The sequence below is a fragment of the Anabaena sp. CA = ATCC 33047 genome (assembly GCF_963870205.1).
GTDB lineage: Bacteria > Cyanobacteriota > Cyanobacteriia > Cyanobacteriales > Nostocaceae > Trichormus.
On sequence record NZ_CAWMSA010000057.1, the window covers coordinates 219,150 to 241,010 of the forward strand.

The 21,861-nt window shown below is 39.6% G+C and carries 19 protein-coding genes; 3 read left to right on the forward strand and 16 right to left on the reverse strand.

The genetic code is table 11. The features are described from left to right. Nucleotides 1-126 precede the first annotated feature (126 nt). Genes AACS98_RS18975 through AACS98_RS18985 form a run of 3 tightly spaced genes read right to left on the reverse strand, consistent with a single transcriptional unit; the run spans nt 127 to nt 3,124 of the window. Nucleotides 127-540: a heavy metal-responsive transcriptional regulator gene (locus AACS98_RS18975; RefSeq protein WP_066382707.1), complete on the reverse strand. Its 414-nt coding sequence runs from the start codon at nt 538-540 to the stop codon at nt 127-129. Between the two features lie 60 nt (nt 541-600). Continuing rightward, nucleotides 601-822: a hypothetical protein gene (locus tag AACS98_RS18980; protein WP_066382708.1), complete on the reverse strand. Its 222-nt coding sequence runs from the start codon at nt 820-822 to the stop codon at nt 601-603. A 13-nt stretch (nt 823-835) separates the two neighbouring features. Beyond that, on the reverse strand, nt 836-3,124 hold the full coding sequence (locus tag AACS98_RS18985) for a heavy metal translocating P-type ATPase (protein ID WP_066382714.1): 2,289 nt from the start codon (nt 3,122-3,124) through the stop codon (nt 836-838). A gap of 327 nt (nt 3,125-3,451) precedes the next feature. Here AACS98_RS18985 and hemJ point away from each other — a divergent pair, with 327 nt between their 5' ends. The 3 genes from hemJ (at nt 3,452) to AACS98_RS19000 (ending at nt 5,718) form a co-directional block, all read left to right on the forward strand. Next, entirely contained in the window at nt 3,452-4,036 is a 585-nt protein-coding gene (gene hemJ, locus AACS98_RS18990; protein WP_066382716.1) for a protoporphyrinogen oxidase HemJ, read from the forward strand. 176 nt (nt 4,037-4,212) lie between these two features. Next, nucleotides 4,213-4,719, forward strand: a complete 507-nt coding sequence (locus tag AACS98_RS18995; protein ID WP_232317177.1) for a hypothetical protein — start codon at nt 4,213-4,215, stop codon at nt 4,717-4,719. Between the two features lie 135 nt (nt 4,720-4,854). Next, nucleotides 4,855-5,718, forward strand: a complete 864-nt coding sequence (locus AACS98_RS19000) for a DUF6671 family protein (protein WP_066382720.1) — start codon at nt 4,855-4,857, stop codon at nt 5,716-5,718. A gap of 206 nt (nt 5,719-5,924) precedes the next feature. On the opposite strand, the gene AACS98_RS19005 is transcribed toward AACS98_RS19000, so the two are convergent. The 13 genes from AACS98_RS19005 to AACS98_RS19065 form a co-directional block, all read right to left on the reverse strand. Continuing rightward, a complete protein-coding gene (locus AACS98_RS19005; protein ID WP_198161157.1) occupies nt 5,925-6,704 on the reverse strand; it encodes a hypothetical protein in 780 nt (259 codons plus the stop codon). Between the two features lie 117 nt (nt 6,705-6,821). Beyond that, nucleotides 6,822-8,144 (reverse strand): CO2 hydration protein, encoded by a 1,323-nt coding sequence (locus AACS98_RS19010; RefSeq protein ID WP_066382723.1) that lies wholly within the window; start codon nt 8,142-8,144, stop codon nt 6,822-6,824. 120 nt (nt 8,145-8,264) lie between these two features. Beyond that, entirely contained in the window at nt 8,265-9,767 is a 1,503-nt protein-coding gene (locus tag AACS98_RS19015; protein ID WP_066382724.1) for an NADH-quinone oxidoreductase subunit M, read from the reverse strand. Nucleotides 9,768-9,890: 123 nt separating this feature from the next. Next, entirely contained in the window at nt 9,891-11,750 is a 1,860-nt protein-coding gene (locus tag AACS98_RS19020; protein ID WP_066382726.1) for an NAD(P)H-quinone oxidoreductase subunit F, read from the reverse strand. A 350-nt stretch (nt 11,751-12,100) separates the two neighbouring features. After that, nucleotides 12,101-12,268 carry a hypothetical protein gene (locus AACS98_RS19025; RefSeq protein WP_066382727.1) on the reverse strand — a complete coding sequence of 56 codons (168 nt, stop codon included), beginning with the start codon at nt 12,266-12,268 and terminating at the stop codon, nt 12,101-12,103. A 179-nt stretch (nt 12,269-12,447) separates the two neighbouring features. Next, nucleotides 12,448-13,188 (reverse strand): hypothetical protein, encoded by a 741-nt coding sequence (locus tag AACS98_RS19030; protein ID WP_066382728.1) that lies wholly within the window; start codon nt 13,186-13,188, stop codon nt 12,448-12,450. A gap of 168 nt (nt 13,189-13,356) precedes the next feature. Beyond that, nucleotides 13,357-14,400, reverse strand: coding sequence for an agmatinase SpeB (gene speB, locus AACS98_RS19035; protein ID WP_066382733.1), 1,044 nt, complete (start codon nt 14,398-14,400; stop codon nt 13,357-13,359). A gap of 443 nt (nt 14,401-14,843) precedes the next feature. Continuing rightward, on the reverse strand, nt 14,844-15,836 hold the full coding sequence (locus AACS98_RS19040) for a glycosyltransferase (RefSeq protein WP_066382735.1): 993 nt from the start codon (nt 15,834-15,836) through the stop codon (nt 14,844-14,846). A gap of 288 nt (nt 15,837-16,124) precedes the next feature. Then, nucleotides 16,125-17,006 (reverse strand): glycosyltransferase family 2 protein, encoded by an 882-nt coding sequence (locus AACS98_RS19045; protein ID WP_066382737.1) that lies wholly within the window; start codon nt 17,004-17,006, stop codon nt 16,125-16,127. Nucleotides 17,007-17,021: 15 nt separating this feature from the next. Continuing rightward, entirely contained in the window at nt 17,022-18,299 is a 1,278-nt protein-coding gene (locus AACS98_RS19050; RefSeq protein ID WP_066382741.1) for an ABC transporter ATP-binding protein, read from the reverse strand. A 2-nt stretch (nt 18,300-18,301) separates the two neighbouring features. After that, nucleotides 18,302-19,219 carry an ABC transporter permease gene (locus AACS98_RS19055; RefSeq protein ID WP_082803816.1) on the reverse strand — a complete coding sequence of 306 codons (918 nt, stop codon included), beginning with the start codon at nt 19,217-19,219 and terminating at the stop codon, nt 18,302-18,304. Between the two features lie 156 nt (nt 19,220-19,375). Next, the gene (locus AACS98_RS19060) at nt 19,376-20,437 is read right to left on the reverse strand and encodes a glycosyltransferase family 2 protein (RefSeq protein ID WP_066382748.1); all 1,062 of its coding nucleotides are present in this window, start codon (nt 20,435-20,437) and stop codon (nt 19,376-19,378) included. 39 nt (nt 20,438-20,476) lie between these two features. After that, the gene (locus AACS98_RS19065) at nt 20,477-21,766 is read right to left on the reverse strand and encodes a glycosyltransferase (RefSeq protein ID WP_066382750.1); all 1,290 of its coding nucleotides are present in this window, start codon (nt 21,764-21,766) and stop codon (nt 20,477-20,479) included. Nucleotides 21,767-21,861: the final 95 nt, after the last annotated feature.

Below are 21,861 nucleotides of genomic sequence, written 5' to 3' on the forward strand. Positions count from 1 at the left end.
TAGATTTAGTGCGATCGCTACTATATAACTTGAGAATAGAGAAACTCGTTCAATCCTAGACGTGGGAACAAGCTTGTCAACCCCTGGGGAGCGATCGCCACATCATCGTTATCTCAAACCTCAAACTCAATCTTGTTCAATAATCGGACAAATTGTAGTGTGATCATCAACAGGTTTGATTTCCCAACCTGACAATAATCCTTCTAATTCTTGCTTGAGAATTAGTAATTGTCGAATTTGTTCATCAATATCTTGAACCTTCTCTTCCAATTTAGTTTTAATATGTTCACAAGGCAATTCTCCCCCATCATGAACTTGTAAAAATTCTTTAATTTCTGATAACGTCAAACCCAAACTTTGAGCGCGTTTAATAAAGTGTAACCGGGCTAAAACATCCGGCGTAAATAATCTAAACCCACCCTCGGTTCTACCTGATGATTTGAGCAACCCAAGTTCTTCATAATAGCGAATCGTTTTAATGGGAACGCCGCTTTCTTGAGCAATTGCACCGATGAGTTTTGATTGTTCTTGGGCTAACATACTACCTCTGCCCCGCAACATAACCATTTCTCTTATACCATTTCAACACACAGTGAGAATTTACGGCTTGGTTTTCTTCACAAGAAACCACCATAATTCCAACCCAATTAACCCAAGTCCACCAATGGTAACAGCACCTTTGATAGATAATGGTTGTTGAATGGGGCGGAACTCAGTTGTTGACACTTCATGGTTAATTGCTGCTACGGTTTTATCTGTAGCAAAACCAAACATCAATCCCCAACTTGCAACACTGGCAAGAATAATTTTTCTACTCAACATTGTAGGCTTGCTCCTATACAGTTACTTTTGGTTGAAATTTCCGCAAACGTAAAGCATTAGTCACTACGGAAACAGAACTAAATGCCATTGCTGCACCTGCAATAATCGGATTGAGTAACCAACCAAACAAGGGAAAGAGAACACCAGCTGCAACGGGGATACCAGCCACGTTGTAAATGAAGGCGAAAAAGAGGTTTTGGCGAATGTTACGCATCGTAGCGCGGCTGAGTTGAATGGCTGTAACAATGCCTTGCAAATCACCAGAAATTAGGGTAATGTCACTAGCAGCGATCGCCACATCTGTACCAGTGCCAATTGCAATTCCTACATCAGCTTGAGCCAAAGCTGGCGCGTCATTAATGCCATCACCCACCATTGCCACAATTCGAGATTTTCCAGATGAAACTCTGCCCTGTTTCTCCAATTGCAGCGACTTAACCACCTCTGCCTTCTGCTCAGGGCGGACTTCTGCCAAAACACGCTCAATACCAACCTCACGGGCGATACTTTCAGCAGTGCGGCGATTATCTCCGGTGAGCATGATGACTTCTAAACCCAGTTTTTGCAAAGCTTTCACAGCTTGGGGAGAAGTGGGTTTAATAGCATCAGCAATTCCCATCAATGCTTGAATTTCTCCGTCAACTGCTAACCAAACGGCAGTTTTCCCTAAGTATTCCAAACGTTCTTTATCTTGCTGTAATGCTTGAGTGTTAATGCTTAATTCTTCCATCCAGCGTTGTGTACCGATTTGGACAAGGGCATCGCTGACAATTCCTTGTACTCCACTCCCGGCAACGGCTGCAAAATCCCTGACTTCTGCTAGTTCAACTTCTTGAGATTGGGCATATTTAACCACCGCTTCGGCTAGGGGGTGTTCAGAATTGCGTTCTACAGTTGCGGCTAGTTGCAAGAGCTTGATTTCGTTACTGTTAGCAGTACCGTTAACTGTGATAAAATCCGTAACAGTGGGCTGACCTTGGGTAATTGTGCCTGTTTTGTCTAAAACAATAGTTTGAATTTTGTGTGCTAGTTCTAAGCTTTCAGCACCTTTGATTAAAATACCGTTTTCTGCACCTTTACCAGTTCCTACCATCACAGAGGTTGGTGTAGCTAAACCCAACGCACAAGGACAAGCGATGATTAACACCCCCACTGTGGTAATTAATGCTAGGGTGACATTGCCCATGAAGTCGAACCAGATGATAAAAGTCAGAATGGCGATCGCAATCACCGCAGGGACAAAAAAGCCAGTAACTTGGTCTGCTAATCTTTGAATTGGGGCTTTAGAACCTTGTGCTTGCTGAACTAACTGCACAATTTGAGCGAGTACAGTATCCTTTCCTACCCGTGTCGCCCGAAATTGGAAACTGCCAGTTTTATTCATCGTCGCGCCAATTACCTCATCCCCTGGCTGTTTTTTCACAGGTAAACTTTCCCCAGTTACCATTGCTTCATCAACTGTGGACGTTCCATTAATTACCTCACCATCTACGGGAATCTTCTCCCCAGGACGAACCAGCACCACATCACCAATCTGTACTTGTGCAATGGGTACATCTACTTCTTGTCCATTGCGAATCAAGCGCGCTGTTTTGGCTTGTAAACCAATGAGTTTACGAATAGCTTCGGAAGTTTGTCCTTTAGCGCGATGTTCAAACCACCTGCCTAACAAAATTAAGGTAATGACAACCGCCGCAGTTTCATAATACACATCTGGCATCAAGCCCTGGCTGACGAAAAAACCAGGAAACAGCGTGGCAAACAACGAATAAAAATAGGCTGCACTTGTACCTAAAGCTATCAATGTATCCATTGTCGCAGTATGCCGTTTAAAAGCTTTCCAGCCATTAACGAAGAAAGACTTACCACACCAGAACTGTACAGGAGTAGTGAGTAATAATTGCACCCAAGCGTTATGCAGCCAAACTGGCATCCAGGGTAAATGTAAACCCGTCATCATGGGGATAGAACCAATCACCAGCACCATGCTAATTATCCCGCCTACTATCACCTTCAGCCGCAAATCACGAGATTCTTGCTGGCGAAGTCTGATTTCTGCGTCATCTTCACCTGTCATCAGGTTTTCTGGCTGCAAAGGATAAGCAGAATAACCTGCTGCACTCACAGCATTTTGGATAGTTTGTAAATCAGTTCTTGTAGAATCGTACTCAATTGTTGCTTGTTCCGCGCCAAAGTTAACGTTACATTCCTCAACCCCAGGAACGGCAAGTATAGCATCTTCAATATTTTTTGCACAGCCGGCGCAACTCATACCGCGCAGTTTCAAGGTGACATTATCCATATAAGTCTTCTGACTACCAAGAAGTGCTAACAACTAACTTTATCTTGAATCCTCCAGTAAACTGGAGAGTCAAGTAGTTCTCAGAAAACTTTTTTGACTGTTGACTGTTGACTGTTGATGGTTGATGGTTGACTGGATAAAAATCTTCTCCCCTTCCCCCTCCGCTTCCTCCACTCCCTCATCTCCCTCAACTCCCCCCATTCCCTAACTTGTCAACGTTACACTTCTTCACATATCTGCGATGCTGCATGAGGTTTTGCCGTAACCTGATAATGATAGTACAGGCAATGATTTAAAGAAGAGATTCACAAAGGCAGGTTTTGATTCATGGCTTATTCCTGGTTTAAAGCATTTCATATTATTGGCATTGTGGTTTGGTTTGCGGGGTTGTTCTACTTGGTACGGTTATTCATCTATCATGTAGAAGCTAACCAAGAACCAGAACCAGCCCGCACGATACTGAAAAATCAGTATCAAATTATGGAAAAACGCCTCTACAACATCATCACTACGCCAGGAATGTTGGTAACGGTAGCGATGGCTATAGGTTTATTGAGTACCGAACCGGAAGTTTTAAAACAGAGTTGGTTACACTTTAAGTTGCTATTTGTCGCTCTGTTAGTCGGTTATCATCATTACTGTGGGCGGTTAATGAAGAAGTTAGCCGCCGATGAATGTCGCTGGAGTAGTCAGCAATTACGGGCTTTAAACGAAGCACCGACAGTCATGTTGGTGGTTATCGTCATGCTGGCTGTGTTTAAGAATAATCTACCGACGGATCTCACAGCTTGGGTGATTTTTGGGATGATTATTTTGATGGCGGTGACAATTCAACTGTACGCCAGAAAACGCAGGTTGGATAAAGAAAAACTCACCGCCCAAATTGGACAAATTCCCCAAGAACAAAGTTAGGAATAAAGCTGCGTTTCATCATTAAAGACTCTTGTAGGGTGTGTCAGAGCAGATTATTTGGTAACAATCAAGAGATTTTCGCATCTGACGCACCCTACTAATGTGACGGCTGCATAAGTCCTGAAAATTAGACAAGATTGCCTGAGATATTCTACATTAAGAAATGTTACAAAAATATGTATGATATCTCAGGCGTAAATATGTCCGGTACATCTTTGGGTAAACCCCGTCCCCTGTGGCAAGTGATTTTTCTGTCTGTAGTAACTGGTATGCTCTACTACGGCTGGTATAAATGGATTATTCAAGAAGAACTACGTCGCTATAACGGGTTTGGTTGGTCTGGTACGCTATGTTTAGCACCGTTTGTGTTTGGGGTAGCAATTCCCCAAGCTTTGCGAATCTTTGATCCAGATGTACCAGGATGGTTTGGGTGGGTTTCTTTGTTAGGTGTTGTCTGGATTTATATAGTTCAGTTCAAGTTATATCAGACAGTTAATGAATTATATCGCCAAGCCGGGATGAAACCACCGCTTATAGTTTGGTGGCTATTTGTTCCTGGTTTAAATTTAATTGTCGGTTTGAGACAAATCCATTTTTTAAGTAAATTTTGGTCAGAGAAACAAGGTGTAATTGTCACCGATCCTTTAGCCGAAAATATTCCTTTACTTTCAGGCAATGCTTGATTTGAGGATAAGAAATATCCAGTCTCAATAAAGGTTCGTAGTAAGCGGCTCTAGCCCTTTCTTAAGGACTAAAGTCCTTACTACGAACAAAATACTTGTTTATATTTTGGGATGAGCAAAGGAGGTTAACTGATAATGACATATCAGGAATTATTTCGCGATCGCACGGCTGTAATTGCGACAATGCACCAGAAAGAAAGGGTAATTTCTCCGCTTTTATCACAGGAATTAGGTCTTAAAGTTATAGTCCCCCAGAAGTTTAATACAGATGTTTTCGGCACATTTACCAGAGAAGTAAAACGCCCTGGTACTCAAATCGCTGCTGCTAGATTAAAAGCAGAGAAAGCCTTAGAAATCACCGGAGAAAATTTAGCGATCGCCAGCGAAGGCAGTTTTGCACCGCATCCATTAGTTCCCTATATTCAATCTAATAGAGAAATAGTCATTTTATTAGATAAAGTCAACGATATCGAAATTATTGGGCAAGAATTTTCTATAGAAACTAACTTTAATCATCAAGTGGTTAGTAATTTAGATGAAGCTTATGAATTTGCTGATAAAATTGGATTTCCTGAACATGGGTTAGTCATTTGGTGTGGGGAATCAGAACATCAAGATATAGAAATTATCAAAGGTATTACCACAGAACAAAAGTTAGTAGAGGCTGTAAAATTTGCCTTAGAAAAATCACCAGATGGTAAAGTAAAGCTGGAAACAGATATGCGGGCGCATTACAACCCAACCCGCATGAAAAATATTGAAAAAGCCACTCGTAACTTACTCAATAAAATCAGCAGTTGTTGTCCGAAATGTCAGACACCAGGATTTGATATCACGGAAAGAATACAAGGATTACCCTGTGAACTCTGCTATACACCAACTACACTCACGCATACAGTTATTTATCAGTGTAAAAAATGTAATTTTAGAGAAGAAAGACTATTTCCTGATGGTAGAGAGTTTGCTGATCCAGCCCATTGTATGTATTGTAACCCCTGAGTATTGAGAAATTACAGCAATTTTCATATAGATGAATCACAAAAGCAAGTATTAAGTAGCTGGTTGCAATGAAATATAAAATGTGGGATGGGCTGACAGCCCGTCAACAGGCTAGAAGCCTGTTCCACTATCTAACAATTAATTAAGCCTACTTACTTAAAACCTTGTAGAGACTTTGCATGTAACGTCTCTACAAGGTTGTCTAATTAGTTGAAAAGTGAAGGGCGTTTCCAAAAATATATAATCAGTCCCCAAAAAGGTACAAAGCGCACTAACCATAGCACTTTTTCATTATGCCATTGGCGACGTTTCATATCATCTTTAACTAGCCACGACTGAAAGAACCAAAATACTAACATATCTATCAGAAATGAATATGCTAGCCTATCACTAAACAATAATTCTAATAAAGCTTGCCAACGTGTTGTCAAATCACCATACTCAGGACGTGCAAATCCTGCCCAAACTAACGAAACGACAAAAACCACAGCTAAAATCGTCGGTAAAGTCCGGCTTTCGCCTATTTTTTCGATAAACGTTAAAGAATTTGTAGGTTTTTCAGAATTCGGTTGTCGTAATCCCAACCAAGGTAGAAAAAATAAGTTAGTAAGAAAAGCTGTACCAATTAAGAATGTAACTATAGAAAATCGTTGATTACGTCCATCAATCACAAAACCCCAAAATAATAGTCCCCAAGTCACCACAATGTTAAATAATCCCTCTAAAGCTGGATGGTTAACAGGTGCTTCACTAGGAGATATGATTGGCAGGATTAACCAAAAATTCCAGCTTAAATTTAATATTTCTTCTAATGTTTGGGATGTAATATGTAATAGTGATAATCCTGGAGGTAAATCACTTAATAATAAATAACCAATGTAAATTAACCATACACTCCAGACAAATATTCTCGATAGAGTTAATAATTTATCATTGGTGGAAATGTTGAAATTTGTGTTAATGTATTGTTTTAATTCGCTGAACATAATTTTTAGTAGCTCAACATTATTTAATATAAAACGATGATGCCATAAATCCCCGACTTCTCAAAGAAGTCGGGGATTTGGGTATGACATTTTTTAATGTTAGGGAGGCTGAGAAGATTATCGATAATCTTGACTCTGAATATTTCGCAGACGGGCAGCATTCCGCATACCATACTCAGGGCGAGTAAAGCGACTTAGTTGTGCTTCAAAAAACTCGCGGTTGGCTTGCAAATGTTTAGGATTCGGATCATCTAAAGGATATAAAAGGGCAGTTCGCAACGCCTGAATTACTGCCGATGTCACATTATACATTGACCGTTGGAAAGTAATCCCCAACTGAATCAACATATCTTCCTCACCTCGACAATATTGTTTATAGTAATCTAAAAGATATTGAGGTAAGAAATGCAACATATCTTGCATTAATAATGTGGGTGGAATTCCCGCAGTTCCTACAGGAAACACATCGGCGTAGAGAATGCCATAATGGAAGTCTTTTTGATCAGCAGGTACTTGGCCAGCTTGAGCATTATAAGATTTTGTGCCTCGGAATGGTGCAGTGCGATAAAAGACTGCTTCTACATAGGGTAATGCAGCTTCATATAACCAAGTAAAGCCTTTAGATTTGGGGATAATTTCGTAGCATTCCCCACGGATATAGACATGATGGTAAATCGGACGACCTGCGATCGCAAATATCCCATTGATTAAAAAGTTCATCGCATCGGGGACACCTTTAAACCCACCTTCATCATAGATATCCGACATTTCAAAGAATACCGGAGCCATGACTTCCCAGAACAGACCCAGGTTAGCGTAGTATGACATTTGGCGGCACTGTTCCAAAAACATATCCGGGAACAGTTTGTAAAGTCCCAGCATTAGCGGGTTGCCTTGAAAATAGGCTTTAATGGCTCTATCAGCGTTAGCTTTATATTCTTCTGAGTCGAGGTAAGCGTCAAATTGATTGACTGGCGCGTACATGTGACGATGCCAAAGCATTGCTTGCATACAAGCCTCAGCAAACTCCATGTTAATGCGATCGTGCAGTAAGTGATGCAATATCTTTGGCATTTTGAAGGTTTCACCCTTGTCCATAAATGCCAACAGTTCCGGGTGTGCTGTCGCTTCACCGCGCCAAATTCTTAAATCAGCATCATCACCAGCGTAATGGTTATGTCTGTCTAAATACTCTTGTGAAATGAAGTATTTAAAAGCGGGAAACGGGTTTAAAAATACCTGTTCAGCAATGTACAGCAAATCACGCCAGTAAAAATCCATCGGTACAGCATAGGCTTTATAAATACCGATAATTTGCATTAAATTTTCCGGCGTATCTGGCAACATCGAACCGCCAGCTTCTAGGCGATGAATAATGTCAGCAAATTCATGCTGTGACGGCGGAATTTTAGTAATCGGTTTGTCTGGAGTTTGTACCATATATTTTTGTCAATTAAATTTAATAATTTGGGGACAAATCAATTCAAAATTCAAAATTCAAAATTCAAAATTCAAAATTAAAGAATTCTTGGGTAGAAATGTCCCCTACACACCTACCACTTACTTCAAAGCTACTTGGGAAACTGTAGTTTTCTCTAATGGCGGAACTGCGGCTACCATTGCGGTAGTTGTGGGTTCACTCCAACGTACTAACCAAGTAGGTTGTACACCTAAAAAGATAATCAGAGATGCCAAAACTAAGGCGGGTATTTTTTCCGCCCATAAAACTCTAGGGTAGTAGGCTAAGTTATTATCCAACTTGCCAAAGCAGGTACGGTTGAGGAGAATAACGAAATACACGGCTGTTAAACCGCTTGAGGCTACACATAAAAGTGTTGGCAAGGGGAAGACAGAGAAACTACCCTGAAAGACGATAAATTCAGCGATAAATCCAGTTAAACCGGGAATACCTGCACTCGCCATCCCACTGAGAACCAGTAAGGCACTAATTAAGGGTAAACCGCGAATGGGACTCATCAAACCGTTGAGTTTGTCTAATTCACGAGTTCCAACTTTGGCTTCCACAACGCCTACTAGGTGGAAAAGAATTGCTAAAATCAAGCCGTGGCTGAACATTTGGGAGACAGCACCCACCAAGGCTAAAGCTGTGCTGGAAGCACTAGCGAGTAATACATAGCCCATGTGACCGATAGAGCTATATGCTACCATGCGCTTGATATCTTTTTGGGCGATCGCAATTACTGCCCCATAAATCGCACTAATTGCCCCCCAAATTGCTAAGGTTGGTGCAACTACACTCCAAGCTTGGGGAAACATCCCCATCCCAAACCGCAACAGTCCATAAGTTCCCAACTTTGCTAACACACCACCCAACAAAATCGCAATGGGTGCGGAAGCTTCAACGTAAGCATCCGGTAGCCATGTATGGAAGGGAACGAGGGGAATTTTAATCCCAAAGCCTAAGATAATTCCTGCTAGAAGCACGAATTGCAACCCGGCGGAAATAGTCTGAGTAGATACCGCATCAAAGGCAAAACTGCTAGCACCAGTTAAAAATACCATGCCTAAGAAGGTTGCGAGAATCAAAGCACCGGAAACCGCAGTATAAATCAGGAACTTGATACCAGCGTAAGCCCGTTTTTCCCCTCCCCAAATCGAAATTAATAAATAAAAGGGGATTAATTCTAGCTCGTAAAACAAGAAGAATAATAACAAGTTCTCGGCTAAGAATGCTCCAGCAACGCCACCACTAACTAATAAAATTAGTGAGTAAAACAGTCTGGGGCGTTCCGTTTCTTTACTGCTGCTGTAAATTGCAATCCAGGTGAGGAGGCTATTGAGAACCAACATCAAAATTGATAAGCCGTCAACTCCTAGTTGATAATTTAAACCCAAGGTATCATTCCAAGGTATATACTCTTGAAATTGCATTCCTGGGTTGCTGATGTCGAATTTCAGCAGAATAAACAAATTCCACAGTAAGACTACGCCGGCTATAGTTAAAGATACTAATCGAATTCGACTAGCTGGGACGACTTTACCAGGTAAAAACCCGATAACTATAGCACTCAGAATTGGTATCCAAATTAAAGCACTGAGCATAACAATTCAAAATTCAAAATTCAAAATTCAAAATAAGAAAACCCAGGAAGTTTGTTGTGTATAAATCTAAGTTTCCTTTGGGTTTTCAGGTGGGTGTTTACCCACCTGTTCTAAATTCCCGTGCTAGTAAATCAGACTTAAAAACTGGACTCCCCAGAATGGCCAAGTTATCCATGCACCTAAAACACCTACGCCTAGGAGAACAGTGAAGGCATAAAATTGAGTTTGTCCATTGGTGCTATATTTCAAACCTTCGCCGCCTAACAGCGAAAATAAACCCACAAAGTTGACGATACCATCTACCACGAAGCGGTCAATCATATCGGCGAATTTGGAGAGTTGATCTACACCGAAAATAATTGTCATGCGATAGAGTCTAGGGGTGTAAAAGTCGTAAGCCAATAAGTCTTGTAAGGGTTTCAAAGGTAGACGTACTGGTTTGGGAATATTGCCCAGATAAATGACTGCGCTAATGCTGCAACCAAAAATACTTGACCAAATTAGTAAGAGGGCAACATCTTTATTGAGTTCTGCCCAACTGGGTAGTAGTGATAAGCTTTGTAATACCAAAGGTAGATGGAGGATAAAGCCTAATAATATTACCATTGGCAACACCATCAGCCACAGAACTTCAGGCGATCGCTCGGTCATTTGTTTAGCTTTACCACCAAAAATTAAACCAAACTCTCTGGTTAAACTAAAGGCGGTTAAGGCATTCACAGCAATGATAATTCCCACTAAACCAGGATGATTTTCCCAGAGTCCATCGGCTAATTTGAGTAATGCCCAAAAGCTACCTAAAGGTGGTAGACCAATTAAGCCTAGAATCCCAACTATATAGGATATTCCTGAAATGGGACGACGTGACCACAGTCCACCTAATTGGGTTACGTCTTGAGTGACGCTGTTCCAGATAATTCCGCCCACACTCATCACTAAGATAGCTGATGCTAAAGCATGGGTGAGTACCAACAATAATGCAGCTTCGTCTTGTTGTGCGCCTACAGCAATGAACACTAAGCCCATGTAAGCACTGACAGAATAAGATAAGCAGCGTTTAACGTCAATTTGGGCGATCGCAATTAAAGAACCACCTAATGCGGTAACTGCACCAATGGCGACAATAAACGACGAAACTACAGGCGACAGACTTAATACAGGTTGTAGTTTAATTAGTATCCACGCACCACTAGCAACTACTACCGAGTTCCGCAAAATTGTGCTAGGAATCGGCCCTTCCATCGCCTCATCTAACCACAGATGCAAAGGAAACTGAGCGCATTTACCCATCGGCCCAGCTACTAATGCTAAACCTACTAATGTGATCACAGTCGGATCAACCTTAGCTGTAGCCGCCCATGCGGCTAATTCTGTATAATCCCAAGTTCCTGAAAGAGTCCATAATCCCAAGACTCCCATCAGTAAAAATAGGTCGCCTACCCGCTTGGTTAAGAAAGCATCTCTGGCACCAGTGACTACCAAAGGTTGACTAAACCATAAGCCAACTAGCAGATAAGTTCCTAACGTCAGGATTTCCAAAATTACATAGCTGAAAAACAGATTGTTACACAAGGCTAAAGCGCATAATCCCGCTTCAAATAATCCCAACAAAGAATAGAAGCGTCCCCAGCCCCAATCCATTTCCATGTAGCCTACGGCGAAAATTTGCGCGAGGAAATTTAAGCCAGTGACTACTAGCATCGCCCCCACACTCACTGAAGATATTTCTAAAGTAATAGTGAGGTTTAAACCTGCGGTGGATAACCACGGAATAAATACTTCTTGCGGTGGATGATTCCAGGTCGCTTGTAAGGCAATGGCACTATGAAGCAACGCCAAAAATGTCATTAATATATTGACATAACCTGCTGGCCTTGGCCCGGTTTTGCGAATAATGCCCGGCGACCAAGGAATAGCCAAAAGCCCACCTATTAAGGCATAGCACGGGACTAGCCAAACAGTCTCTAGTAGAAACTGAGCCATGAAATTAACCTCTGGATTTGTAGCAAAAATTAGCTACTCTGGGGGCAAACTTAACTTTGCTCCCAGTCAAGCTAAGTATTGTAGATAAAGTAAATTTATGTTTGCTTAATATTCTTATAATTTAGCTTACCTTCATATTTCCCAAAAAGGAATTATTAAACAAAATAAATCAACGATATTTACTGTAAGTAATTCTTATATATATGAATATCTTATTTTAACCATAGACTATAGTCTATGGTTGAATCTCACCGAGATGTTGCGTGAGTAACTAGGTGAAACATAATATCTTATCAAAATCTACTGTAATTTGAATCAGCCTACAAGTAGATTTTAGTATGTTTTTGAAATTAAAATAAATTTATACAAGCCAGCACAGTGGATAATTGCTGTAGGTGGCTGATAGGAGCAGGTTGCATATCCCGGTAATCTAGGATTTGGACGATAATTAGATAAGCAACAGCTAGCAAGATAGAAATTGCACCTGTAATAATTGCTACTACTTTTGAGCGATTCATGAGTATTTCCTGAGTTGGATGTGATAGCGTTCTATATCCACATTGCCATAGTCAACGGCAAAATAAATCCTCAAGCATCCTAAATCACTGCAATTCCGATAAAAGTTGAGATAGAAAAATTTAATGCACAATTGCTAAATTAAGTGTTAAGCAATTGTGCATTGTTGAGTCACATGAAATTATTCTGCTACCATTGAGGGAAACTGAATTGTGTCAGTGGCAGCTGTATTGATAGCATAACCTTCGGCATTAAAGAACTTGGTATCAACAAGTGACTTTAATGTTGCTAAATCGGTTTGCCACTCGTCAATGACTGCACTGATAGCAGCTAAACGTTCTGTAGGTTGTTCTTGAGCGATCGCTCGGCTAAAATTAGCAGAGAATAGCACGGCTGGCTTAGTTGTTTGATCTGGATATTGCAACTGAGCCTCATTCACCTCTAGAAAAAGCTGTGTTTCATCCAGAGTGTAGACAAACCGCATCGAAGCTTGCATAGGAGCCGAACCAAAATTTTGCCATGCGCCGGGTTGCAGTAGCTGGTTAAAAATGTAGTTACGTCCGCTTTGATTGTTTGACTCGCCTAGTACAAAGCCGCGTAAGTTAATCCCAATACCTTGGTAATTTACCTGTTTGACTGTCTCAATATATTTGTGTGCTATGGCGGGGGCTTGTACGTCTTGAGGTTCTTTATTAGCAATAGCTTCAGCAAAAATAATTCTATTTACCTCAGCAATAACACTTACACCATTTTGGAAAACTACTTGAGCCGCATTGTTAGTCATCACAGGTGGTTTAGCCAATTCCCAGTCACTAGGAATGATGCCAGTATATTTAAGGAAATCTGCGGTTAAAATTGTCGGGTTTTGCTGTCTAACTGCGATCGCAATTAAAAGCTCTTGTTCTTGAAACATTTGGCTCATTATCTTCCCTTCACCCTTATCTAAAAATTGCCTCAGAAAATCTTGTAACTTGTTATCAATCTATTAATGACATTAACGGTGGTAATAAGCAATACATGGGCATTGGGCATACTATCAAAATTCTCTCTCATCCCCCTCATCCTCTCCACTCCCCACTCCCCCAACCTCCTACTGCTGACGCTGAGACAAATCCATTAAATTCGCCAGTTTGTAAACAATCCGCGCACCAACATTACCATCCCACTCAGCGTCACCAACTTCGCAGACATCAAAACCAATGATTTTTCTGCCACTATTCACCAATTCTCGGAATAGATAAAAACTTTGTTCTAATTCCAATCCCCCAGGAACAGGAGTCCCCGTTGTTGGACAAAGTTTCGGATCTAAACCGTCTACATCGAAGCTAATGTAAACATATTCGGGTAAATGGTTGATAATTTCTTCACATAAATTCATCCAAGTGCTTCCTGAATATAGCTTTTGTTTAATGGCTGGGTCATAATATGCCACAATCCGATTATTTGATTGGTTAATCATATCTACTTCATCCTGACAAATATCACGCAAACCTACCTGTACCAATTTGGAAATTTGCGGTATCTTCATGGCATTAAACATGATGGAAGCATGAGAAAATTCAAATTCCTCATAAGCGTCGCGTAAATCTGCGTGTGCATCAATATGCAGAATGCCAAAGTCAGGGTATTTAGCGGCTAAAGCTTGAAAGTAACCCAAAGGTGAACTATGATCACCACCAATCACTGCAACTCGCTTACCCTTGTTCATTGCTGCCTGACTTTGGGTAAATAGCCATTCATTCACCTGTTGAGAAGCTTGATTAATTTCTGTTAAAACAGGTGTTAAATCTGGTGTATCTGTTAAAGCTTTACCTTGTGCGAGTCGTTCAATAATTTGTGCTGCTAAGTTGCGATAGTAATGGTTTTTTTCTAAAATATCTTCAGGAATTTCTACCAGATAAATTCCCTGTTTCCAACCATCGGGGTTGTCAAAGTCGAATAAATCTAGTTGAATAGAAGCATCAAGAATACGCTGGGGGCCGTTAGCTGTACCTGCACCATAGGAAACTGTAACTTCCCAAGGCACAGCAAACACAATTAAGTTTGCCGACTCGTAATCAAAGGGTAAACCTAATAGATTCCCATTGACTTCACCTACGCCACTGGGATTATAGTCTGGAAGTTGATTACTCATGATTATTTCCTACAATGTGAATTGTGAGTCTGTACCTATATCCACATTGCCACAGCCAAGGGCAAAATCAATCTGTTTACGATAGTTAGTTCTCAGATAAAGGACTTCCAGATCAAAAAATATTCAAAATGTAGGGTGCGTCAGTACGAGCAACCCCAGGTATACCCAGAAAATATTCATCCTGACGCACCCTACTAACAGTCAATTTGGATAATTAATTTTTTGGTGTTCCTTAATTTTAAGCGATCGCCTGTAATATCATGTCCGGCTAATTACTTATGATAAGTTTTCGATGCTGATCTTTTCTCTTTTCTTGTTCCCTGTTCCCTGTTCCCTGTTCCCTACCCCAACAGATATGATAACTATTCAAACGGACATGATATAAGTTATTGTTTCTGTTCCCCATCAACCCCGACGCTAGTTAATTAAGCTGACGCAAAGCCTTATGATGTCATGCCAAGTTTTGCTTTTGGATAAGCCAGGCTAGCAGTAACAAACTTTTTGGCGAACAAGATACTACAAGCAATGCGTTCAGTCTGCCGAAAGCCTAAAATATCTTGCACTAACCTATAAAATATTCTCTTACTATTAGCTTTGAAATCTGGAAACATTACCAAAGCCTCGTCTAAAAACATTAAGTATTGGCTATAGTCAAAAAATAAAGCTTCTCTCGCTAGTTCAAAATAGGATTTGGCTAAAGCCTGACGATAACTTTGAGAAAGTCGGTTTTTCTGCAACAGTTGTTGCTCTACTTTTTTTAATACTAGATGGTGGTTTTTTAACCAACGATTTTTAGAACCAGTTGAAACTGTTACCGCGCCGTATCTTCTGTAGACAGAATAACAGCCAGGCTGATATACAACTTTAGCTCCAGCCATCACAACAGAAAGGAAAAAATCTCTATCCTGTGCGGCGGTTAACTTTTCATCCCATCCCCCACTTTTTTCTACTGCGCTTCTCTTATACATTAAAGCAGCCAAAGCCACCCACCAATTAGCTAGTAAAGCCGCTAAAATATCTGCTTGTGTTCCAGAAATTTCTCTCTTGTCTAAAAAACTCGAACCGTTAGGTAAATGTCGTTGGTGTCTCCAGTCACCATAAATAACATCTGCGTCTGTAGTTTCTAAAAAACTGACTTGTCTTTTTATCTTTTCAGGCCAAATATAATCATCTGCATCTAAGTATTGAATATATTCTCCTTGCGATAACTCAAAACCGCGATTGCGAGCATAATTACCTCCTTGATGGGGCAAACTCCGCCAAATAATTTTATCGCCATAGCTTTTGATAATCTCTAAAGAATTATCTGTAGAGCCATCATCAATCACAATAATTTCAAGATTGGAATAGGTTTGCTCTAAGCAACTATTAATTGCTTCTTTTAGCCACTTTTCAGCATTGAAGCAAGGTATAATTACAGAAACTTTTTTTGGCATATACAATAATCCTTAATAGACAAAATTACAGATAAAAGCTATAATTTTCATCGCTTAATTTAATAATATTTACTGGAAAATCAAATAAACAAAAATATTTTTTAATTTTTAAAAGTCTTAAATTATTTACAAATCATATATGATACTAGATGTCATCAATAAATTAGATTCAATACAGTTTATCATTGCGAATAAACTCATATTAAAAAGCTGATATGATTTCAAGAAATTATTTTTACATTGTCGGCATTGCCCAATTTATGAAGACTGGTTATGTATAAGTTATTATTAAAATAATTTTATTTTTGCTGGATAAAATCTAGCAGAAACAAGAGGAAATATGTGTAGTGGATCTATTTGCATAGCCCAACATAAATTATAGAAAGCTTCACGATTTAAACCAAGTTCGTAACATTTGCGAGCGTGTTCATAGACAAACTTAGCAAACATTTGCCGATGGGCATGGAAAAGTGCTTGATGTTTATGCACTAGACGTAAAAAGCTTTCTTGGCGAAGCATGGGATTGCGTGAAACTCTTAGCCCCTCGTGGTTATATAAATGGTAGGTAACGATGGGTAAACCAATAATTGAACAGGCAGGATTAAGTCTTAAAAAAAGTTCTGAGTGGACACGCGATCGCATATCATTATCCCAACCACCAATTTTTTGCAGTACCTCACGTTCAACTACTAGGGTTTGCTTGGTATTGTAAGATTTTCCGGGTTCTAGTTCTTCCAGAAAGAAATGTGCGCCACGTAGTCGTACTGGTGGCGGTAAACGCTGACTGAGGATTTCTCCTTGAGAGTTAACTGTCTCTATACCAGAGATTACCGCCACAGGTGCAGGTAAGGATGTTTGCGATAACCCCTCTAATGATACCTCTGCCATCTGGGGCAACAAGCGATCGTCATCATCAAGAAATGTTACCCATCGTCCGAAAGCGGCTTCTAATCCAACGTTCCGAGTTCCCGCACCACCATGAGGCTGCGATAGGCGAATTATCCGTAATTTAGGATGACTGGGTAAATCTATCGGTTGTGTAGAAGCATCATCAACTACAATTACTTCCAAATCCTCCATAGTTTGCTCTAGCGCACTTTTAACAGCATAATTTACTAGGTGAGGTCGGTTGTGAGTAGGAATAATGATGCTAAGTAGGGGCTGACTCATGTTCAATACCTGCCTTTATTGATGAATTACTTGCCATTTACGTGGTTGATAAAATAAACATTTACTGATAGTTTTATTAGTCTTGACAGTAAATCTAAAAGATTCAACTACATCAAAAGTTTGTACATTTCTTCTGATATAGATTTTGGCACTATATACACCAGGAACAAAGGAACAGTATGGCATATACATGCTAATTTCTGATGTTCCTGGGAGGATAGTTAAATCCTCGCGATCGCAGTTAGAGGTTATATACTGAACCAGTCCATTTTCTCCTGATAAAGCTGTGACTAATAAACCTAAATTAGCTTGCTCAATTTTTTGGTAAGATTTGCATTCCACACATAAATAAGCAGGTTCACCAGAAAGCGGTGCTTCTAGTAAATTACCCTGCTCATCCCGAAAAAATACAGAGGTAATATCTACGCCTAAACTTTCAGCTTTTGGCTTTTCCGGTAAAACCAGTCTTCCTAAAGCTATTTCAGTGCCACTTAAACACAAGTCTTCCTCATATTTGCGAATTACTGTTTCTGTTTCACCAGATGTAATCAACTCACCTTGTGATAAATAAATTGATGACTCACAAACATTAAGAATGCTATGGGAATTGTGAGAAACTAAAATAAAAGCTGTGCCTTTTTCGCGCAGTTGTGCTAATTTCCTGTGACACTTCATTTTAAATTTTATATCACCTACCGCTAGCACTTCATCAATTAATAAAATATCTGGTTCTACATGAACCGCACAAGCAAACCCCAGTCTAGCGGCCATCCCAGAACTATAAGTTTGTACAGGTGCATCAATAGCATTACCAATTTCAGAAAAATCTATGACTTCTTGAAATATATTTTTGATTTTCTGGGTAGATAAACCGAGAATTGCCATATTAGCATAAATATTTTCTCGCCCCGTCAAAATAGGATTAAATCCTGCTCCTAAAGCAATTAATGGAGCTACCCTACCTCTGACTTTGACACAGCCAGTATCCGGTTTAATTAAACCACTAATAATCCGCAGCAATGTACTTTTACCAGCACCATTTGAACCCACCAAACCAAGAGCTTCTCCCCGTCTTAGTTGAAAGCTGACATCTTTGATTGCCCAAAACTCTTGGCGGCGCAAAGTATCACCTTTGCGATTACCTCCTAATAACTCGGTAGCAATATCTTGCACACCATAAACTAAAGACTGCTTTAAATTTCGACAAAATTTTTTAGAAACATGATTAACTGAAATCACTACTTCAGCATCTTCCGGTGGAACAAAAATTTTTGGCTCGATTAATTCAGTCATGATTATGAACTTACTCTTTCAACCACAAAAGGCATAGCTAGACGGAATGCAATCCAAGTTAGGAGTAAACCTACTAAAGTAATTGCACTCACCAACCAAAAACCAAAAGGTTCTGAAACAACACCTGTTGTAGCTAAATCTCGCACTGTTACTAATAAAGGTGTTACCGGATTCCATCGTACTAATAACCCAAAGGTTCCCTCGGTGGGGACAGGATAAATTACAGGCGTAAGAAACAACCAAAAACCTGTAATCAACGTTAAACCTTTGGAAATATCTTGATATAATACTCCCAAAGGAGCTAATAAAATTCCAATAAATGTTCCTAGTAAAACTAAATGAATTAATGGTATTGGGGATAAAATTACTGTCCAACTCACAGGAATGCGAAACCAAATAAACAATCCTGCTATTAAAATCAGCTTGATGGTAAAATTAAAAAATACTTCCCCGATTTTTGCCAAAATTAATGCTTCCCGTGGAAAATTCACCCTGGCTAACATCGGTTTTGCGACTGTCACCGCTTGCACAGGAGCATTTAAAGCTTCGACAAAAGTCTGCCATAATGCAGTGCTGAACATCACATAAGCTGGGTAGGGTAAATCTGTGACACCAACATTAATAACTTTGGCTTGATTGGCAAGGGTAAAACTAACAGCCATCACAATTGGTGGTAAAAAAGCCCAAGCTATACCTAAAAATGACTGTCGATATTGCGCGCTGATATCTCGCACCATCAACCGCCAAGCTAGTTCACGCGCAGCTAACAAGTCTCGCCACATTTGTCGGAGTAAGTCTAGGGGATGTCTCAACTGACTTTCAGGTGTATAAATAACTTGAGGTAGCTGAGAATTAAATCTTTGATGTTGATGTCGCTTCAATATTTTTTGTCCTTTATCCCAGAAATTGCAAGTATTCATGGGCGCAGATTGCATAAAAAGTTGCCACAAATCACTTTCCTATTGCGGAAATCTGCTGATATTATGTCCGGCTAATTACTTATGATCAGTTTTCGATGCTGAATCTTTTCTCTTTTCTTGTTCCCTGTTCCCTAGCCCAACAGATATGATAACTATTCAAACGGATATGATATGAGATGATGTTGCGATCGCAGATGTTGATTTCGTCTTTGATAGATGATCAGAATGTAGTTGTGCGTAGCGGTTAGTAATGTAACGGTTGACTACCTTATCTATAGATAATAAAATGTTCTCAGTTATTCCCCTACCAATGGGCAGTTTACGCACTAGGGGATTGATAATTAATTTATGTCGCCGCCATCCCAAACGTTTGTATTTATGGTGAAAATATTCATCTTCGGTGAGATTCCACTTTTCACGTAGGCGTTCAAGGCTGGCTAGTATCCAAGCGTCACTCCAACGCAGCATATAGTAATGTATATCTGTTGGTTCTAGTGGTTTGCTTGTCACATAGGTCATCAGAGATTGAGGTTCTAGGTAAACTGTACCACCAGCCTCTGCTACCAAGATGCACAAATCAACGTGTTCTTTGGTGTTAAGCAGTGCTTCGTCTAACAAACCAATTTGTTGAAATATCTCGGTTCTTACCATCATGCAGTGAAACTCTGCTAACCCTGTTTTTTGGCGTTGTAACTGGGGTTGCACATCTGCAACTTTGCGACCTTGTTTATATATCTTTTCAATGATTCGCCGTCTGGTAGTTTCGCCTTTAGTCTCCTCCTTGATTCCAGATTCTCCGCCACCACAGTGTATTTCTGTGTGTAAAGGTGTACCTTGACAAATGAGGGGACTAACTATAGTTGCACTTGTTTCTTCTGCACATTCAACCAAAGGCTTCAGCCAACCCGGAGTAACTACAACGTCATTATCAATAAACACAACATATTTACTGCTGACTTGAGACAACCCAAGGTTACGCGCGTGGTTGGGGGAGAGATAATAGTCTGTGCGAATCAGTTGAAATTGTTTATGTTGTGCTTGTGTGGCTAAATAATCCCGAATGTGATTTGGCGAACCACCATCTATATAAATTAATTGGAAAGGATAATCTGTGTATTCGTAAATGCTTTCTAAGGCTTCACAAGTACAACTAAACCGTTCTCTGGGGGAAACAATAATGGTAACATCCGGGGTAGCGATCGCTGATGAATTGATCATGTTAATCAATATCCTGTCATAAATTTATTTCATTGCTTCCTACTGCATACTTATTGCTGGCAGTAAAGCTGAATCTTGGAATAATAAATCATTGTTGATGACTTGGTAATAAATTTGCACTAGCTCATCATTTAGCTTGTTGAGGTCGTAGTTTTTTTCTACATAATTCCGACCAGCATAACCCATAGCAAACCAGTTTTCTGGATGTTCAATCAGGTAAGTTAATTTTTCAGCAATAGCATCAGCATCTCGTTCTGGAACTAAAAACCCAGAAATACCATCTTGAACTAATTCAGGAATACCTCCATGAGCCGTAGCAATCACTGGTAAACCCATAAGCATTGCTTCTTTTAAAGTATTAACTGGTGCATCTTGATTACCATCTTTAGCTGTCACACTAGGAGCCATGAAAATATCCGCTTGCTCCAGAATTTCAATAATTTCTGGCTGGGTTTTCCATCCAAGCAATTTTACTTTTTCATTGAGATTCAATGAAGTGATAAGTTGCTGTAATTTTTCTTTTAACTCACCATCTCCAATGATATTATATTCAATATTTTGATAAAATTTATTTAATTGAGCAATAGCTAAAATACCGTATTCTATCCCTTTTTTTTCCACTAAACGACCAGTTGTCGCGATGCGAATTTTACCATCTACATGAGGATGTCTTTGTTTAAAAGGAAAGCGGTTACAATCTATTCCTGAACCATGTACTACAATTTTGTGAGGATGACAGCCTAGTTTAATGGCTCTTGTTTTAAAATATTCACAGTTAGCTAGGAAAAAGTCACCTTTAGCAAATAGTGAATCATAAACATTCTTTCCTTTTTCTTCAAGAAATCGACTGATATCGTAGCCACGAAATGAAGTAATTAATTTCCCTTTCATAGCACCTATATCCTGTAAAATCATTCCTTCCAGTCCTAATTCCCCAAACTGACAATGAATAATATCGTAGGATGGGGCTTTAATTAGCCACATAACTAAGTAAATTAAGCGCAAAGAAACTGCTTTTCTACCATACTGAAAAAAATTTATTGTTCTCAATATCACTACAGGATACTTGTGAATATTAGTAATTATTAAACCTAGAGCTTTTAAAAAACGCCATAAGTAATTTTGAGGAACTAAGGGATGACGATGAGTACGTTCAAGCAGTTGATATTTTTCCACATTTGGATGTAATTTAGCATGATTAGCTATACTGGAAGTTCCCAAAGAATAAATATCTACTTCATGTCCTCTGTCAATCAAACCTATAATTTGGTTGACAATAAATGTTTCTGATATAACAGGAAAATTTCCCACTATAAACGCAATTCTCATAGCTGTTTACCTAAAAATTAGGATTATTTAACTAAACATCCAGACGTTTTTAAATTTTAAATTTATCTGTTACATGTGTTTTTTCGTCCTTTAAA

What these genes read in the sequence shown, in the direction of transcription:
- AACS98_RS18975 (WP_066382707.1), bottom strand. Translation starts at nt 540, where the DNA reads ATGTTAGCCCAAGAACAATCAAAACTCATCGGTGCAATTGCTCAAGAA.
- AACS98_RS18980 (WP_066382708.1), bottom strand. Translation starts at nt 822, where the DNA reads ATGTTGAGTAGAAAAATTATTCTTGCCAGTGTTGCAAGTTGGGGATTG.
- AACS98_RS18985 (WP_066382714.1), bottom strand. Translation starts at nt 3,124, where the DNA reads ATGGATAATGTCACCTTGAAACTGCGCGGTATGAGTTGCGCCGGCTGT.
- hemJ (WP_066382716.1), top strand. Translation starts at nt 3,452, where the DNA reads ATGGCTTATTCCTGGTTTAAAGCATTTCATATTATTGGCATTGTGGTT.
- AACS98_RS18995 (WP_232317177.1), top strand. Translation starts at nt 4,213, where the DNA reads ATGTATGATATCTCAGGCGTAAATATGTCCGGTACATCTTTGGGTAAA.
- AACS98_RS19000 (WP_066382720.1), top strand. Translation starts at nt 4,855, where the DNA reads ATGACATATCAGGAATTATTTCGCGATCGCACGGCTGTAATTGCGACA.
- AACS98_RS19005 (WP_198161157.1), bottom strand. Translation starts at nt 6,704, where the DNA reads ATGTTCAGCGAATTAAAACAATACATTAACACAAATTTCAACATTTCC.
- AACS98_RS19010 (WP_066382723.1), bottom strand. Translation starts at nt 8,144, where the DNA reads ATGGTACAAACTCCAGACAAACCGATTACTAAAATTCCGCCGTCACAG.
- AACS98_RS19015 (WP_066382724.1), bottom strand. Translation starts at nt 9,767, where the DNA reads ATGCTCAGTGCTTTAATTTGGATACCAATTCTGAGTGCTATAGTTATC.
- AACS98_RS19020 (WP_066382726.1), bottom strand. Translation starts at nt 11,750, where the DNA reads ATGGCTCAGTTTCTACTAGAGACTGTTTGGCTAGTCCCGTGCTATGCC.
- AACS98_RS19025 (WP_066382727.1), bottom strand. Translation starts at nt 12,268, where the DNA reads ATGAATCGCTCAAAAGTAGTAGCAATTATTACAGGTGCAATTTCTATC.
- AACS98_RS19030 (WP_066382728.1), bottom strand. Translation starts at nt 13,188, where the DNA reads ATGAGCCAAATGTTTCAAGAACAAGAGCTTTTAATTGCGATCGCAGTT.
- speB (WP_066382733.1), bottom strand. Translation starts at nt 14,400, where the DNA reads ATGAGTAATCAACTTCCAGACTATAATCCCAGTGGCGTAGGTGAAGTC.
- AACS98_RS19040 (WP_066382735.1), bottom strand. Translation starts at nt 15,836, where the DNA reads ATGCCAAAAAAAGTTTCTGTAATTATACCTTGCTTCAATGCTGAAAAG.
- AACS98_RS19045 (WP_066382737.1), bottom strand. Translation starts at nt 17,006, where the DNA reads ATGAGTCAGCCCCTACTTAGCATCATTATTCCTACTCACAACCGACCT.
- AACS98_RS19050 (WP_066382741.1), bottom strand. Translation starts at nt 18,299, where the DNA reads ATGACTGAATTAATCGAGCCAAAAATTTTTGTTCCACCGGAAGATGCT.
- AACS98_RS19055 (WP_082803816.1), bottom strand. Translation starts at nt 19,219, where the DNA reads ATGAATACTTGCAATTTCTGGGATAAAGGACAAAAAATATTGAAGCGA.
- AACS98_RS19060 (WP_066382748.1), bottom strand. Translation starts at nt 20,437, where the DNA reads ATGATCAATTCATCAGCGATCGCTACCCCGGATGTTACCATTATTGTT.
- AACS98_RS19065 (WP_066382750.1), bottom strand. Translation starts at nt 21,766, where the DNA reads ATGAGAATTGCGTTTATAGTGGGAAATTTTCCTGTTATATCAGAAACA.